The 14,727-nt window shown below is 72.1% G+C and carries 15 protein-coding genes; 5 read left to right on the top strand and 10 right to left on the bottom strand.

Translation table 11 applies throughout. The annotated features are described in order from the left end of the window. From ABZX40_RS20345 to ABZX40_RS20320, 6 genes are all read right to left on the bottom strand, one after another. Complete coding sequence (locus ABZX40_RS20345) at positions 1-972, bottom strand: cation diffusion facilitator family transporter (protein ID WP_355733774.1); 972 nt, start codon at positions 970-972, stop codon at positions 1-3. Between the two features lie 103 nt (positions 973-1,075). Further along, positions 1,076-1,423 (bottom strand): metalloregulator ArsR/SmtB family transcription factor, encoded by a 348-nt coding sequence (locus ABZX40_RS20340; protein ID WP_355733771.1) that lies wholly within the window; start codon positions 1,421-1,423, stop codon positions 1,076-1,078. A gap of 135 nt (positions 1,424-1,558) precedes the next feature. After that, positions 1,559-2,485: an alpha/beta hydrolase gene (locus ABZX40_RS20335; protein ID WP_355733770.1), complete on the bottom strand. Its 927-nt coding sequence runs from the start codon at positions 2,483-2,485 to the stop codon at positions 1,559-1,561. A gap of 140 nt (positions 2,486-2,625) precedes the next feature. After that, positions 2,626-3,033, bottom strand: coding sequence for a RidA family protein (locus tag ABZX40_RS20330; protein ID WP_355733768.1), 408 nt, complete (start codon positions 3,031-3,033; stop codon positions 2,626-2,628). 137 nt (positions 3,034-3,170) lie between these two features. After that, the gene (locus tag ABZX40_RS20325; RefSeq protein WP_355733765.1) at positions 3,171-3,980 is read right to left on the bottom strand and encodes a class II aldolase/adducin family protein; all 810 of its coding nucleotides are present in this window, start codon (positions 3,978-3,980) and stop codon (positions 3,171-3,173) included. 284 nt (positions 3,981-4,264) lie between these two features. Further along, positions 4,265-4,714 (bottom strand): Lrp/AsnC family transcriptional regulator, encoded by a 450-nt coding sequence (locus ABZX40_RS20320; protein WP_355733762.1) that lies wholly within the window; start codon positions 4,712-4,714, stop codon positions 4,265-4,267. 198 nt (positions 4,715-4,912) lie between these two features. On the opposite strand from ABZX40_RS20320, the gene ABZX40_RS20315 reads away from it, so the two are divergent. The 5 genes from ABZX40_RS20315 (at position 4,913) to ABZX40_RS20295 (ending at position 11,347) form a co-directional block, all read left to right on the top strand. Continuing rightward, positions 4,913-6,064 (top strand): acyl-CoA dehydrogenase family protein, encoded by a 1,152-nt coding sequence (locus ABZX40_RS20315; RefSeq protein ID WP_355733759.1) that lies wholly within the window; start codon positions 4,913-4,915, stop codon positions 6,062-6,064. A gap of 421 nt (positions 6,065-6,485) precedes the next feature. Then, positions 6,486-7,652 carry a thiamine pyrophosphate-dependent enzyme gene (locus ABZX40_RS20310; protein ID WP_355733757.1) on the top strand — a complete coding sequence of 389 codons (1,167 nt, stop codon included), beginning with the start codon at positions 6,486-6,488 and terminating at the stop codon, positions 7,650-7,652. Next, positions 7,649-8,617, top strand: a complete 969-nt coding sequence (locus ABZX40_RS20305; RefSeq protein WP_355733754.1) for an alpha-ketoacid dehydrogenase subunit beta — start codon at positions 7,649-7,651, stop codon at positions 8,615-8,617. Before ABZX40_RS20310 ends, ABZX40_RS20305 begins: the two co-directional genes overlap by 4 nt. 16 nt (positions 8,618-8,633) lie before the next feature. Then, on the top strand, positions 8,634-9,953 hold the full coding sequence (locus ABZX40_RS20300; protein ID WP_355733751.1) for a dihydrolipoamide acetyltransferase family protein: 1,320 nt from the start codon (positions 8,634-8,636) through the stop codon (positions 9,951-9,953). 146 nt (positions 9,954-10,099) lie between these two features. Then, on the top strand, positions 10,100-11,347 hold the full coding sequence (locus ABZX40_RS20295; RefSeq protein WP_355733748.1) for a glycoside hydrolase family 88 protein: 1,248 nt from the start codon (positions 10,100-10,102) through the stop codon (positions 11,345-11,347). 26 nt (positions 11,348-11,373) lie between these two features. On the opposite strand, the gene ABZX40_RS20290 is transcribed toward ABZX40_RS20295, so the two are convergent. The 4 genes from ABZX40_RS20290 to ABZX40_RS20275 all read right to left on the bottom strand — a co-directional run bounded on the left by ABZX40_RS20290 (position 11,374) and on the right by ABZX40_RS20275 (position 14,699). After that, positions 11,374-11,793: an AAA family ATPase gene (locus tag ABZX40_RS20290; protein ID WP_355733745.1), complete on the bottom strand. Its 420-nt coding sequence runs from the start codon at positions 11,791-11,793 to the stop codon at positions 11,374-11,376. 112 nt (positions 11,794-11,905) lie between these two features. Continuing rightward, complete coding sequence (locus ABZX40_RS20285) at positions 11,906-12,730, bottom strand: methyltransferase domain-containing protein (RefSeq protein ID WP_355733742.1); 825 nt, start codon at positions 12,728-12,730, stop codon at positions 11,906-11,908. 81 nt (positions 12,731-12,811) lie between these two features. Continuing rightward, a complete protein-coding gene (locus ABZX40_RS20280) occupies positions 12,812-13,345 on the bottom strand; it encodes a DinB family protein (protein WP_355733740.1) in 534 nt (177 codons plus the stop codon). Positions 13,346-13,499: 154 nt separating this feature from the next. Next, positions 13,500-14,699, bottom strand: coding sequence for a transposase (locus ABZX40_RS20275; protein ID WP_355733738.1), 1,200 nt, complete (start codon positions 14,697-14,699; stop codon positions 13,500-13,502). Positions 14,700-14,727 lie beyond the last annotated feature (28 nt).

Here is a 14,727-nt window from a genome sequence, read left to right as displayed (position 1 = left end):
TCAGGGGTGGGCGAGGTGTTCTCGGGCGCCGAAGCCCGCCGGTTCGAGCTGGAAGGTGACATGCTCCAGCCGGACCGGGAAGTGCTCGGCGACGCACTGGCGCAGCTCCTCCAGCAGGACGACCGCGTGTCCGTCCTGGAAGGAGGACTCCTCGACCTCGACATGCGCGGTCAGCACCGGCAGCCCGGTGCCCACCTCGGAGGCGTGCAGATCGTGGACGGCGACCACCCGCGGGTAGCCCAGCAGATGCGTGCGGACCTCTTCCAGGTCCAGGGACTTGGGGGTCGACTCCATGAGCACCCGCACCGAGCTGCGCAGAATGGTGATCGCGCGCGGCACGATGAGCGCGGCGATCAGCAGACCCACCAGGGTGTCGATGGTCGCCCAGCCGGTCGTGGCGATGACGATGGCGCTGATGATGACGGCGACCGAGCCCAGGGCGTCATTGATGACCTCCAGGAACGCGGCCCGCAGATTGAGGTTGGAGCTGCGGCTGCCGACCAGCACGACGATCGCGACCGCGTTGCCGACCAGGCCGATGATGCCGAAGAACAGCAGGCTGCCGGAGGGCACTTCGGCCGGCTCCCACAGCCGTCCCACGCCCTCCCACAGGGCGTAGGCGCCCATACCGAGCAGCAGCAGTGACTGCCCCAGCGCGGAGAGCACCTCGGCGCGGGCGAAGCCCCAGGTCCGCTTGGTGGTGGGCGGCCGTGCCATCATCCGCGCGGCCAGCAGTGCCATGCCGAGCCCGGCGGCATCGGTGAGCATATGGATCGCGTCCACCAGCAGCGCCAGGCTGCCGGTGATGAGCGCGCCGACGAACTCGGCGATCAGGATCGTGGCGGTGATGCAGAACGCCACGAGAAGGCGCCGGGTGTTGCCGCCTGAGGCGCCGTCAGCGGCGGGCCCGTGACTGTGTCCGTGCCCCTGTCCGTGACTGTGGCCATGGCTGTGCCCGTGTGAGTGTCCCATGGGGAAAGTACCTCGGTCTGTCGGAGGTCGCGAAAGTGCGTGTGCCCCCGAGAGTACTTGGTCACTGACCTAGAAGTCCACTCTTGGTCGAACTTTTATTTGCTTATGCTGATGGCTTGTGATAACCGATTTCATGAGCCGTCGCCTGGCCCCGCGCGCTCTCCGCGAGTCGCTGGAACTGACCGGCCAGCGTGCCGATGGTCTCGGGCCGCAGCCGGTACCGGGTGGACCGTCCCGGCCCCCGCGCCCGCCCCCGCGCTCGCGCCTCGGGCTCGACCAGGCCCGCCTCGCGCAGCAGCTTCAGATGGTTCGACAGATTGGTCGGCGAGGCGCCCGTCTCCGCCATCAGCCGGGCGGCGTCGAGCGGTTCGGCGGCCAGCAGGGTGACGATCCGCAACCGGATCGGATTCGCCACGGCACGGACGAGGCGGGTGTCCACGGACAGGGGCATGGGGCAACGGGTCCCGTCTGGTGATCGGCTCGGCAAACGACGAGGCGGCCGTCGCGGGAAACTCGCGACGGCCGCCTCGTGCCGGGTGGGTCAAGTGTGCGATCGGTGGGTGCGGTCGGTGGGTGCGGTCGGGGCTCACGGTGAGGTGAGGATCAGCGCCCGCCAGCGTTCGGCCAGTGTGTCGACCGCCGCGTCCCCCTCGGGGATCAGATCGCCGAGCACCGGGAAGTCATGGACCTGCCCCTCGAACCGCAGCACGGACGCGTCCACCCCCGCCTCGCGCAGCGCCCGCCCGTACGCCTCCCCGGCGTCCCGGAGCGGGTCGTACTCGGCGGTGACGACCAGCGCCGGGGGGATACCCGCCAGATCGATGGCGGCACCCGGCGACAGCCGCGGATCCGACAGATCCCGGCCCGGCGCGTACAGGCTGATCCAATGCTCGAATTCGCTGATGCTAACGAAATATCCCTTGCTGAAATCCTGGTACGAACCCTCGCGGTGGGTGAGGTTCACCGCGGCGCACAGCAGCAGCTGGGCCCGTACGTCGAAGTCGCCGGTGGTGCGGGACGCCTGGGCGACGACCGCGGCGAGATTGCCGCCCGCACTGTCACCCACGACCAGGATGCCCGCGCCTTCGGGGTTGAGGGCGGGGTCGCCGTCCAGCCAGGTCGCGGCGGCGAGGGCGTCCTCGACGGCGGCGGGAAAGGGGTGCTCGGGTGCGAGCCGATAGTCGACGTTGACCACCACACCGCGGGTGCGGGCGGTGAGCTTACGGCAGAAGGCGTCGCCGGTGCTGAGTCCGCCGACCGACCAGCCGCCGCCGTGGAAGTAGAGCGCGGGTGGCAGTTCCGGGGTCTCCAGGGGGTGGTAGACCCGGGCGCGGACACTGCCCGCCGGTGTCGGGATGTCGACGTCGGCGGTGGAGCCGACCGGATCGCCCGGTCCGAAGGCGGTCGCCATGGCATCGAGTCGGGACCGCGCCTGCTCGATCGGCACCTCCGCGAGCGAGGGACCGTCCGAGGCCATGTCGATGAGGCGTTGCACTCCGGGGAGAAGCGGCATCAAGGACCCCTTTGTCGAGGATGCGGGGAGGGTGGATGGGGGGAGGGAAGAGGGGAGGGGAAGGTGGCTCGGGGTCAGTCCGGGGCCACGAGGAAGGTCCCTCGGGGTCGGTCCGGGACGACGGGGAAGGTCCCTCGGAGTCAGTCCGGGACCACGGCGAAGCCGTCGACCTCGATCAGCCACTCCGGCAGGCCGAGCGTCTCCACGCCCACGAAGGTGCTCGCCGACGCCGGCCAGGCTCCGTCGAAGGCCCGCGCCCCCGCGGCGAAGATGGGGGCGATCAGCTCGGGCTTGTGGCCCACCACATGGATGGTGTTCTTGATCAGATGGTCCGGCGTGGCGCCCGCGGCCTCCAGGGCGGCCCGGAAGTTGCGGAACACCTGCTCGGCCTGGGCCTCGTGGTCACCGGGGCCGACCAGCTTCCCGTCCGCGTCGAGGGCGACCTGCCCGGCGATGGCGACGAAGCGGCCCCGGCCGGTCGCCACATGGCTGTAGAGGCCCTGGATCGGGGGCGCGAGGGAGGCGGGGTTCACACGCTGGATGGACATGGCGGTCTCCGTCTGGGGCGAGGGCGAGGGTGGAGGTGGGGAGCGCGGGGGGTGAGATGGGGCTCCCGGGATGAGGGCGGGTGCGTCACAGCCCGGGAGAGGCGGGGCGGGTGGGTCGGACGGTCAGCGCGGCGGCGTCACTTCAGGACGTCCGGCTCCTCGTCCACCACCAGCTCGGCCAGGAGATTGAAGTTGTGCCGGGCCATGTTGGCGTTGCTGAACTGGCGGTGCGCCAGCCGCACTTCCTCGTCGCTCATGATCCGGGGAGTGCCCGCCGCGTCGGCCAGCAGCTGCATCTGGGCGGCCCGCTCCATGGTGATGAACCACCAGGCGGCCTCCTCCACGGACCGGCCCACGGTCAGCAGCCCGTGGTGGCGCAGGATCGCCGCGCGGGCGTCCCCGAGCCGCTCGGCGATCCGCTCGCCCTCGGCCTTCTCCAGTACCAGACCCTTGTACTCGTCGAAGAGCACATGGTCGCCCGCGAAGGCGCAGGACTCCTGGACGATCGGGTCGAGGAGCTTGTTCAGCGAGGCGAAGGCCCGGCCGTGGATGGTGTGGGCGTGGCAGACGGCGGTCACATCGGGGCGTGCCCGGTGGATCGAGGAGTGGATCCAGAAGGCCGCCTTGTTGGTCCGCTTGCCGCCCTCGATGACCCGCCCCTCCTCGTCGATGAGCAGCAGATCGCTCACCTTGATCCGGGAGAAGTGGACGGCGTACGGGTTGACCCAGAAGCGGTCGGGGAACTCCGGGTCGCGGGCGGTGATGTGGCCCGCGATGCCCTCGTCGAAGCCGTAGCGGGCGAAGATCCGGAAGGCGATGGCGAGCTGCGCCTTGCGGTGCTGCCGTTCGGCCTCCACCGTGTCCTTCACGTCCGCCAGCTGCGGTATGTCCAGCTCGCCGATGTCTTCCAGGTCCTCGGCGTCGGAGCTGTGCGTCGACACGGACATGCGCTCATGCCTCCCTGTCCTTGATGCGGGCTGATGCCCCGGTGGCGCGCGGCTCCCGACACGGGAGCGGCCCTGGGCCCCGGGAGCCCGGCGGCTCGGTGGCTCCACGCGTGCGGAGCTTCCTCAGCGTGCGCCGAGCGGACCGGAGAAGTCAACCCGGGAGGCAATGGAATGTGCCTGATGGGCAAAATCGGGGAGTGGGGGCGGTGTGTGCGGCGGCGTCTTCCGGTGGGCCCTCCCGGATCAGCCGGTGGCCCCTCCGGGATCAGCCGTCCCCTCCCGGATCAGCCGTCCCTGCGCCACGCCCCCAGCACCATCAGTGTCTTCGTGCCGATCACCGGCCCCGAGCGGCGCAGCCGGTCGATGACATCGCGCAGATGCTGCACCCCCGACACCCGCACCCGCACCAGCGCGTCGGGGTCACCCGCCACCGTGAACACCTCCAGCACCTCCGGGACGCTGGTCGCGGCCATGGTGATCAGCTCGACCTTGACATCGCCCGCGAACCTCAGCTCCACGAACGCCTCGAAACCGGACCCCAGCTTGTTGTGGTCGAGGATCACCGTGTACCCGGCGATGACCCCGACCCGCTCCAGCCGGTCGATGCGCCGCTTCACGGCGGACGGCGAGAGGCTGACATGGTCGGCGATCTCCGTGACCGTCCGCCGTCCGTCCTGCACCAGCAGGTCGATGATCATGCTGTCGACGCTGTCGACATGCTCGGTGCTGGGCATGGGGCCACCTCGGGAGAGTCGCGGAACGCGGATTTCTTGCGCACTGCCCGGACTCTACGTCGGAACCTTTGCGTGCGTGTCAATTTCTGTGCAGGTTAATTGCGGCCCTCCGGGGCGGATGCCGACTGTGGTCCTCCACAAGGACACCGGGACGAGTGCGCGGGTGGGACCGGCCGCGCGACAGGAGAGGGCCGCGCCGTGAAAGTAGAACGCGAACTGCCGTCCAGAGAGGCGTACGACCTGCTGGAGCTGGTCGGTGATGTCGCCGAGAAGGAACTCGCCCCGCGCGTCGCGGAGTTCGAGGAGAAGAGCGTCTTCCCGCGCGAGGTGTTCACCCTGCTCGGCGAGGTCGGCCTGCTCACCCTGCCGTTCCCCGAGGAGACCGGCGGCGGGGGCCAGCCGTACACCGTCTACCTCCAGGTGCTGGAAGAGATCGCCGCGCGCTGGGCGGCCGTCGGCGTCGGGATGAGCGTCCACACCCTGTCCTGTCACCCCGTGACCGCCTACGGCACCGACGACCAGCGGGCCGCGCTGCTGCCGCACCTGCTCAGCGGCCGGGCCCTGGGCGCCTACTCCCTCTCCGAGGCCCACGCCGGTTCCGACCCGGGCGCCCTGCGCGCCTCCGCCACCGAGGGACCGGACGGCTGGACCGCCCGCGGCACCAAGGCCTGGGTCACCCATGGCGGCGAGGCCGACTTCTACACCGTCTTCCTGCGCACCTCCCCGGACACCCGCAACGGGATCTCCTGCTTCCATGTGGACGCCGGCACCGCCGGGCTGATCGCCGCGCCCCCGGAGCGCAAGATGGGCCTGCGCAGCTCCACCACCGCCGAACTGCGCCTTGAGGACGCGCTGATCCCCGCCGACCGGCTGGTGGGCGAGCCCGGCCAGGGGCTGGCCATCGCCCTGTCCGCGCTCGACGCGGGGCGGCTCGGTATCGCCGCGGTCGCCGTCGGCATCGCCCAGGCCGCGCTGAGTTACGCCGTCGAGTACGCCCGGGAGCGGCAGACCTTCGGGCGGGCCATCATCCACCACCAGGGCATCGGCTTCCTCCTCGCCGACATGGCCGCCCGCGTCGAGGCCGCGCGCGCCACCTATCTGGTCGCCGCCCGCCGCAAGGACGCGGGCCTGCCGTTCACCCGGCAGGCCAGCATCGCCAAGCTGACCGCCACGGACACGGCGATGGCCGTCACCACCGACGCGGTCCAGGTGCTCGGCGGCGCGGGTTATGTGCTGGACCACCCGGTCGAACGGCTGATGCGGGAAGCGAAGATCACCCAGATCTTCGAGGGCACGAATCAGATCCAGCGGCTGGTGATCAGCAGGGAGCTGGCCGCGTCCGCGGGGTGAGCCGCCCGGGGGCGCCCTGGTGTGACCTTGGGGGGCGGGCGCGGTGGCCCCACTAGTCCCGGTGCCGGTGCCGGTGCCGGTGCCAGCACCTGTGTCGGTGTAGATGTCGGTGCCTGTGCCACGGGCGTTCGTGCCGACGCCGCCGTCATCGCCCCGCACGGCAGGTCAGCGCCAGGCCGCCGGAACAGCGCGCCCCCCAACCCCCTTGACCCGGCGCCGGTCGATCACCCCGGCCCTGTCCTGCCGGTGCCCGGTCGACCGGCGCCGACCGAGCGTCGATGAGTGCCGGCAGGTGCTGACAGGTGCCGTTGCCCCACGCCCACGCCCCCGCAGCGGCCTCCCGGCAACCGGCACAACGCCCACGCCGATTTACCCCCCCACCACCCCCCGCCCCGACCCCGTATCCGAAACGAGAGCCGCGATGCCACGAAAGACAGCCAAGTCCGCCGCAGCCGTACGTCCGGCGGACGGACCGATTCAGTTTCTGTCGCCCGAGGGGGTGCTGGAGCCCGACGACCGGCTCGCCGTGCCCGCCGGGGCCGATCTCCTCGCCCTCTACCGGGACATGGCACTGGCCCGTCGGCTGGACGCCGAGGCCATCGCGCTCCAGCGCCAGGGGGAGCTGGCCATGTGGCCGTCGCTGCGCGGTCAGGAGGCGGCCCAGGTCGGGGCCGCGCACGCCTTCCGGGACCAGGACATGATCTTCCCGACCTACCGGGAGCACGGGGTGGCCCGCTGCCGGGGGCTGGACCCCGTCGCCCTGCTCGGGCTCTTCCGGGGCTCGACACTCGGCGGCTGGAACCCCTTCGAACGCCGCTTCCACCTCTACACCCTGGTCATCGGCGCCCAGACCCTGCACGCCGTCGGCTATGCCATGGGCCTGGTGCGGGACGGGGCCGTCGGCACCGGCGACGACAGCCGGGACAGTGCCGTGCTGGTCTTCCTCGGGGACGGGGCGCTCAGCGAGGGCGAGACCAACGAGGCGTTCCTGTGGGCCGCCGCGCAGAACCTGCCGGTGGTGTTCTTCTGCCAGAACAACCAGTGGGCCATCTCCGCCCCCTTCCGTGTGCAGAGCCGGGTCCCGGTCGCCCAGCGCGCCTCCGGCTTCGGCTTCCCCGGCGTCACGGTGGACGGCAATGACGTCCTGGCCACCCTCGCCGCGACCACCGAGGCCCTCGACCGCGCCCGGTCCGGCGGCGGACCCACCCTCATCGAGGCGGTCACCTACCGGGTCAACGCCCACACCACCGCCGACGACGCCACCCGCTACCGGCCGTCCACCGAGGACGAGGAGTGGGCCGCCAAGGACCCGCTGGACCGGCTGCGCCGGCATCTGACCGCGGAGGGCCTGGCCGACGACGCGTTCTTCGCCGACATCGAGCACCAGGAGCAGGCGATGGCCGAGCACATGCGCGCCGGCTGCCGTGAGCTGCCCGCCCCCGAGCAGTCCTCGCCCTTCGCCCACACCCACACCACCATGACCGACGAACTCGGCCGCCAGCTCGCCGAGCACCTCGACTTCGTCGCGGCGGGCCAGGAGAACACCGGCCAGGAGAGCACCGGCCGGGAGAACGGAGCCACCCGATGAAGATCTCCATGGTCAAGGCCCTCAACAACGGGCTGCGCGGCGCGCTGGAGAGCGACCCCAAGGTCCTGCTGATCGGCGAGGACATCGGCCGCCTCGGCGGGGTGTTCCGGGTGACCGACGGGCTCCAGAAGGAGTTCGGCGAGGACCGGGTCGTGGACTCCCCGCTCGGTGAGGCGGGCATCGTCGGCACCGCGATCGGGCTGGCGATGCGCGGCTACCGCCCGGTGTGCGAGATCCAGTTCGACGGGTTCGTCTATCCGGCCGTCAACCAGATCATCAGCCAGCTCGCCAAGCTCCGGCACCGCTCCGGCGGACTGATCACCCTGCCGGTCACCATCCGCATCCCCTACGGCGGCGGCATCGGCTCCATCGAGCACCACTCCGAGTCCCCCGAGACCTACTTCGCCCACACCGCGGGCCTGAAGGTCGTCACCTGTTCCACCCCGCAGAACGCCTACGACCTGCTCCGCCAGTCCATCGCCGATGACGACCCGGTCGTCTTCCTCGAACCCAAACGCCACTACTGGCACAAGGGCGAGGTCACCGACGAGGCCCCGCCGCCCTTCGAGCGCGCGCAGATCGTGCGCCCCGGCACCGACGCCACCCTGATCGCCTACGGCCCGACGGTCGCGACGGCCCTCGAAGCCGCCGACGCCGCCGCCGAGGAGGGCCGCAGCCTGGAGGTGGTCGATCTGCGCAGTCTGTCGCCGCTGGACATGGCGACCGTACGGGAGTCGGTGCACCGCACCGGGCGGGCGCTGGTCACCCATGAGGCGTCCCTGTCGCACGGGTTCGGCGCCGAACTGGCCGCCCGGATCCAGCAGGAGGAGTTCCACTACCTGGAGGCACCGGTCCTGCGGATCACCGGCTACGACACCCCGTACCCGCCCAGTCGGCTGGAGTCCGACTGGCTGCCGGGGGTCGACCGGATCCTCGACGCCCTTGACCACAGCCTGAGTTACTAGAGAGGAGACGGTCACCGTGTCCGAACAAGTCTTCCTGCTTCCCGATGTCGGCGAGGGACTCACCGAGGCCGACATCCTCCAGTGGTCCGTGAAGGTGGGTGACACCGTCGAGGTCAATCAGACCCTCGTCGAGGTCGAGACCGCCAAGGCGGCCGTGGAACTGCCCTCCCCCTACGCGGGGGTGGTCGCCACCCTGCACGCCGCCGAGGGCGAGACCCTCCCGGTCGGCCGGCCGCTGATCACCATCGCCACCGAGGCCCCCGCCGCCCCACCGTCCAGCGGCGGTGGCGGCGCGGACAGCGACGGCGAGCCCATGCTGGTCGGCTACGGTCCGCAGGAGGGGGGTGGCCGACGGCGCCGCCGACGCGGTACGACGACGACGCCCCCGGCCCCCGTCCCGGCCGCGGCGCCCGCCGCTCCCGCGCCCGTCGCGCCCGCCGTACCCACCGAGCGCACCGCCGCCAAACCCCCGGTCCGCAAGCTCGCCAAGGACCTGGGCGTGGACATCACCACGATCACCCCGACCGGGCCCGGTGGCACCGTCACCCGCGACGACGTCCGCCGCGCGGCGGACGCGGGGTCCCCGGCGGTGCCCGCGCCGCCCCGGCCCGTGACCGCCGTCCCCGGCACCGAGACGCGTATCCCCATCCGGGGGGTGCGCAAGCACACCGCGGCGGCGATGGTCGCCTCGGCGTTCACCGCGCCGCATGTCACCGAGTTCATGACCGTGGACATGACGGCGACCATGGAGTTGCGGGATACGGTCGCCGCCCGGCGTGAGTTCCGTGAGCTGAGAGTCACCCCGCTGCTGTTCGTGGCACGGGCCCTGGTGCTGGCGCTGCGCACCACGCCGGACGCCAACGCCAGCTGGGACGAGGCGGCGCAGGAGATCGTCCTCAAGCACTATGTGAACCTGGGGATCGCGGCGGCGACGGACCGGGGGCTGATCGTCCCCAACATCAAGCGGGCCGACCAGCTGTCCCTGCGCGGACTGGCCGAGGGGCTGGCCGAGTTGACGGCCATGGCCCGGTCGGGCAAGGCCACACCTCAGTCGATGACGGACGGGACGATCACCATCACCAATGTGGGGGTGTTCGGGGTCGACACCGGGACCCCGATCATCAACCCGGGGGAGGCGGCGATCCTCGCCATGGGCGCCATCCGCCGGACCCCGTGGGTGGTGACCGACGCGTCCGGCGCGGAGCGGATCGAGCCGCGCTGGGTGACCCAGCTGGCGCTGTCCTTCGACCACCGGCTGATCGACGGACAGCAGGGCTCCCAACTGCTCGCCGACATCGGCGCGGTGCTCCACAACCCGGGACTGGCGTTGCTCTGAGCCTCGTCCGGGACGCCTCATGACGCTCCTCGTGATGTTCACGATGTTCATGTCCTTGAACATCACGCACATGGGTGTACGGCACGGTGATGGGCATGCCAAAATCGCCCGACGTCTCCGTGGTACCGCCCTGTGGGAGGACACCCATGAGCATCCCCCGACGCACGGTTCTCTCGGTCACGGCCGCCGCCACCGCGGCCACCGCCCTTCCGGCCCCCGCCGTCGCCGCGGGGGCCGGTGATCAGGTCCCGGCCCCGCAGCGGGCCGGGACCGCCCAACTCGCGGTCCTGCGCTCCGCCGCCGACTACGCGGTGGAGAAGCTGCGGGCCGTCGCACCGGGAGTGAGCGGCTTCCCGGTCGGGACCAGATTCGAGAAGTGGACGTACTCCCAGAACGGCGACTGGGTGGGCGGCTTCTGGCCCGGCACCCTCTGGATGGCACACCTCCACAGCGGCGACGACACCTTCCGGACCCTCGCCCTCGACTCGGCGCGCGGGCTCGCCCCGCGCCAGAGCGACACCACCACCCATGACCTGGGCTTCCTCTTCTACCCCTCCTGGGTCACCGCCTGGCGGCTGACCGGCGACGACACCTGGCGCACCGGCGCCCTGCGCGCCGCCGACACCCTCATCCGCCGCTACAACCCGCGCGGCAGGTTCCTGCGCGCCTGGGGCGGCCTCGACGACCCCAACAACGCGGGCCGGGTCATCGTCGACACCATGATGAACCTTGACCTGCTCGCCTTCGCCACCGAACAGAGCGGCGACCGGAAGTACCTCGACATCGCCGTCGAACACGCGCGGACGACCCAGCGGTACTTCCTGCGCGCCGACGGCTCCACCCCGCACGTCCACGACTTCGACCCGGCCACCGGCACCCCCATCGGCCCCGACACCGTCCAGGGCTACAGCCCCACCTCCTGCTGGTCACGCGGCCAGGCATGGGGCCTGTACGGGTTCACCACCACCTACCGCCGCACCGGCGACCCGCAGTTCCTCACCACCGCCCGCCGCCTCGCCGACTACGCGATCGGCGCGCTGACCGACGACCACGTCCCGGTGTGGGACTACCGCTCGCCCCAGCAGCCCCACGACATCAAGGACGCCTCCGCCGGGGCCGTCATGGCGTGCGGGCTGCTCGACCTGGCCGCCGCGACCGGCCGGGACTCCTACCGGCAGACCGCGATCCGGATCCTCACCGCGCTCTCCCGGACCTGTCTGACGCGCGCGTCGGCCCGCGCGGACGCGGTGGTCGCCCGCTGCACCCGCAACCGCCGCGCCGAGGACGGCATCGAGATCTCCCTGCCCTACGCCGACTACTACCTGCTGGAGGGCATCCTCCGGGTGCTGAACCCGGCCGCGATCGACCGGGCGATCGATCTGTCCCTGCCGTAGCCCGCGCGTGAACGCCGCTCGGCTTCTCACCGGCGCACACCGTCGTCGAGTTGGAGACACCAGGCGGCGTCCAGCAGGGCCCGCACCTCCCGCCAGGGGTGAGTGTCCAGGAGGAGGTAGTTGCCCCCGGTGATCACGAGGGGGATGGACGGCGGTACGGCGACGGCGGCGCCGATCGGCTCCTCCCGATCCCGGCGGAAGACGGGCGCGTACACCGCATCGGGTCCGCCCGCGCGCAGCCGCCGCGACAGCGCCACAGACCCGGCGGCGTCGAAGGTGTCCGGGGCGCCCTTGCGGTCCCGGCGGCCGAGCGACTCCAGGACGGCGTCGCTCAGCTGGAAGCCGTCCATCGGGACGAGGGCGGCGGTGGCGGGGCCGAGTGCGGTCACCAGCGCCTCGGCCAGGGTGCTCTTCCCGGCGCCCGGCGGGCCCACCAGCCCGATCACGGTTCGGGGCGAACCGGCCGCCAGGGCACGGGCGGTGAGCGCGGGTGGCGTCCACCAGAGGTGGGTGCCGGGTCGTCACCGCCCGGTGCGGGTCCCGCTCCATGTGAGTGCCTCATCGCACACACACCACCGCCACCAGCGTGAACGACGCGAAGAACGGCCCTTCCGACAGCCCGGCGAACCAGCGGCGCCCCCGCTCCTGCGTCACCCGGCCCTCCGCGATGGCCCGTTCCATGTTCCGGCCGAGGCCCAGCGCGTAGTCGGCCTCCTCGGCATCCTCGAAGTGCGGGGTCTCGGTGAACACGGTCTCCACCCGGAACCCCGCCCGCGCGGCCAGCCGGGGCAGCGACCGCCCGACGGTCGCGTTCCGGACCGCCACCGCGGTGGTGTAACCGGTGAACGCGCGGCTCGTCTCCAGGTCGTCGGAGTCCACGATCAGCGTGTCCCAGTCGGGTTCGGCCAGCCCGATCCGCGCGCCCGGCCGGGCCACCCGATGCAGTTCGGCGAGGACCTGGGCGGGGTCGGCGACATGCATCAGCATCCGGTCGGTCCTGGCCCGGTCCACCGAACCGGCCCCGACCGGCAGATCATGCGCGTCGCCCGCCCGCAGCTCCACCCCCGCCAGGCCCGCCGTCCGTTCCCGCGCCCGAGCCAGCATGTCCGGATCCCGGTCGACGGCGATGACCGTGCCCTCGGCGCCGGCCCGCTCGGCCAGCGCCGGGAGATCGGTCCCGGGACCGCACCCGAGGTCGAGCACGGTGTGACCGGCACGGACGTCCAGCAGATCGAGCAACCGCGCCTTGTAGGCCCGCCCGGCGTCACGCTCCGCGGCGCGCAGCATGTAGGCGGCCTGGTCGGGGCGGGCGACACCGAGGGAGGGGGAGGGAGGCACGGACGGCGTGGACGGCGTGGACGGCAGGGGGGTCATGGGGGGCATGGGGGTCAGCCAAGCATTCGCGGGTGGTCGTGAGCAGTGCTCGGCCGGTACCGCCGTGTACCGCCGTTCCTCACGCCCCCGTCATGCCCCCGTGACGCCGTCGATCTGTTCGCGGAGGAGGTCCGCGTGGCCGTTGTGGCGGGCGTACTCCTCGATGAGGTGGATCAGGATCCAGCGCAGGGAGACGCCCCGGTCACCGCCGAGATGCCGGGCCTCCTCCGGGGAGAGGTGCCCGGAGTCGTCCAGCGAGGCGTCGGCGGTCAGTTCGCGGCCACGGGCGATCTCCGCCCGCCAGGCGTGGGTGGCGGCGTCCAGTCCGCGGCCGGGGTCGAGGGCGTAGCCGTCGGTGTTGTCCGGCCCGAACACCGGGGGCAGGCGCTCGCCGCCGAAGATGCGGCGCAGCCAGTTCCGTTCGACCTCGGCCATGTGCTGGACCAGGCCCAGCAGGGTCAGGGGTGAGGGGGCGGCCGGGGCGAGGCGGAGCTGGTCGTCCGTCAGTCCGGCGCACTTGAGGGCCAGGGTCGCTCGATGGAAGTCGAGCCATGCGTCCAGCATGGTGTGCTCGTCGGCGTGCGGGGGAGGGACGGGGCGGCCGTCGGGTGTGGTGCTGGTCATGTGGACACCCTTTCAGACCGGGTGGGCAGGGGGTGGGTCGGGGGATTGTGGGCGTGTGCGGCCGGTCGCGCAGGTGGTCCTCGCCGGAGGGGTACGGGTACCCCCGGCGCCCCCAGAAGCCTTGTCCTCAGGCCCGTTGAAGCAGTGCCCGGCGTCACTCCGGCCCGGTGTGCAGCACCCGCTCCTCCTCCACCGCCTTGCGCAGGGCCGCTGTCCAGCCGGGGTGTGCGGACGGTTCGCCCGGGGGCGGGGCCGCCAGGAGGCGGGTGAAGGTGCCCGTTCCCGCCCACTGGCGGAAGCGGTGGTGGACGGTCTGCCAGGCGCCGTAGCGGACCGGCATGGTGCGCCAGGGGCTGTCGGTGCGGAACCGCCACAGCACCCCGTTGAACTGGGCCCGCAGGCCCTCGGGGTAGGGGCCGCGTTCGCCGACCGGGAGCAGGGGCTCGACCGCCTCCCACTGGGCGTCCGTGAGATCGTCCGCCGTCAGCAGGGGCAGCGGGGTGTCCAGGCCGCTCAGCAGCGCGCGGACGGTCTCCACCACATGGCTGACCATCGCAGGGGCCGCGCCCGGCCGGGCGTGCGCGCTCATCCGGATCGCGGGGGAGCGGGGCAGGCCCGCGTACTCCACCAGGCCGTCGTAGCCCCGGGCGGTGGCCGCCAGCAGGGCCACCCCGAGTCCGGCGCGGGTGGCCTCCAGGACGCCGGTCAGATAGCCCGCCTCGCAGATCACCGAGGCCGGGATGGCGTGCGCCGACAGCACCTCCAGGGCCTGGCGGCGGACCGCGCAGGGCTCCTCGATCGCGGCCAGCGGCACCGGCGCCGGTGCGGGCGGCGGGTTCCAGCCGGGCGCCGCGTACCACTTCAGGGGCAGCCCGCCGACCGGCGTACCGCCCACCGCGACCGCCTCCGTGACATACACCGCCACATCCACCGACCGGCGGTCCACGGCCTCCACCAGCCGGGCCGAGCGGTCGATGCGGAAGCGGACCTGGCAGCGGGGCAGGGTGCGCTGGACGGCCTCGGTGACGCTGGGCAGGATCTGGTCGGCGGCGTGCTCCGCGGAGCCGATGACGACGGTGGTGGGCTCGGCGCCGAGCAGCCGCCGGGCGGCCTCGTCATGCACCCCGAGTATCCAGCGGGCCTCGTCGAGCAGCAGTCTGCCCGCCGGGGTGAACCGGGTGGTGCGTCCGCTGCGTTCCACCACCGGGCGGCCCAGGGTCTTCTCCAGCCGCCGCACATGCTGGCTCACCGCCGACTGGCTCAGCGTCAGGGACTCGGCCGCCCGGCGGAACCCGCCCTCGTCCGCCACCGCCACGAGACTGCGCAGCGCGATGATGTCAAAGACGGGTCTCATGGCCGCAAAGTAGCACCAACTGATAAGT

It is taken from the genome of Streptomyces sp. NPDC004610 (genome assembly GCF_040609715.1).
Taxonomy (GTDB): Bacteria; Actinomycetota; Actinomycetes; order Streptomycetales; family Streptomycetaceae; genus Streptomyces.
Note: the sequence above shows the minus strand (reverse complement) of the source record. Positions and strands in the feature narration are given on the sequence as shown.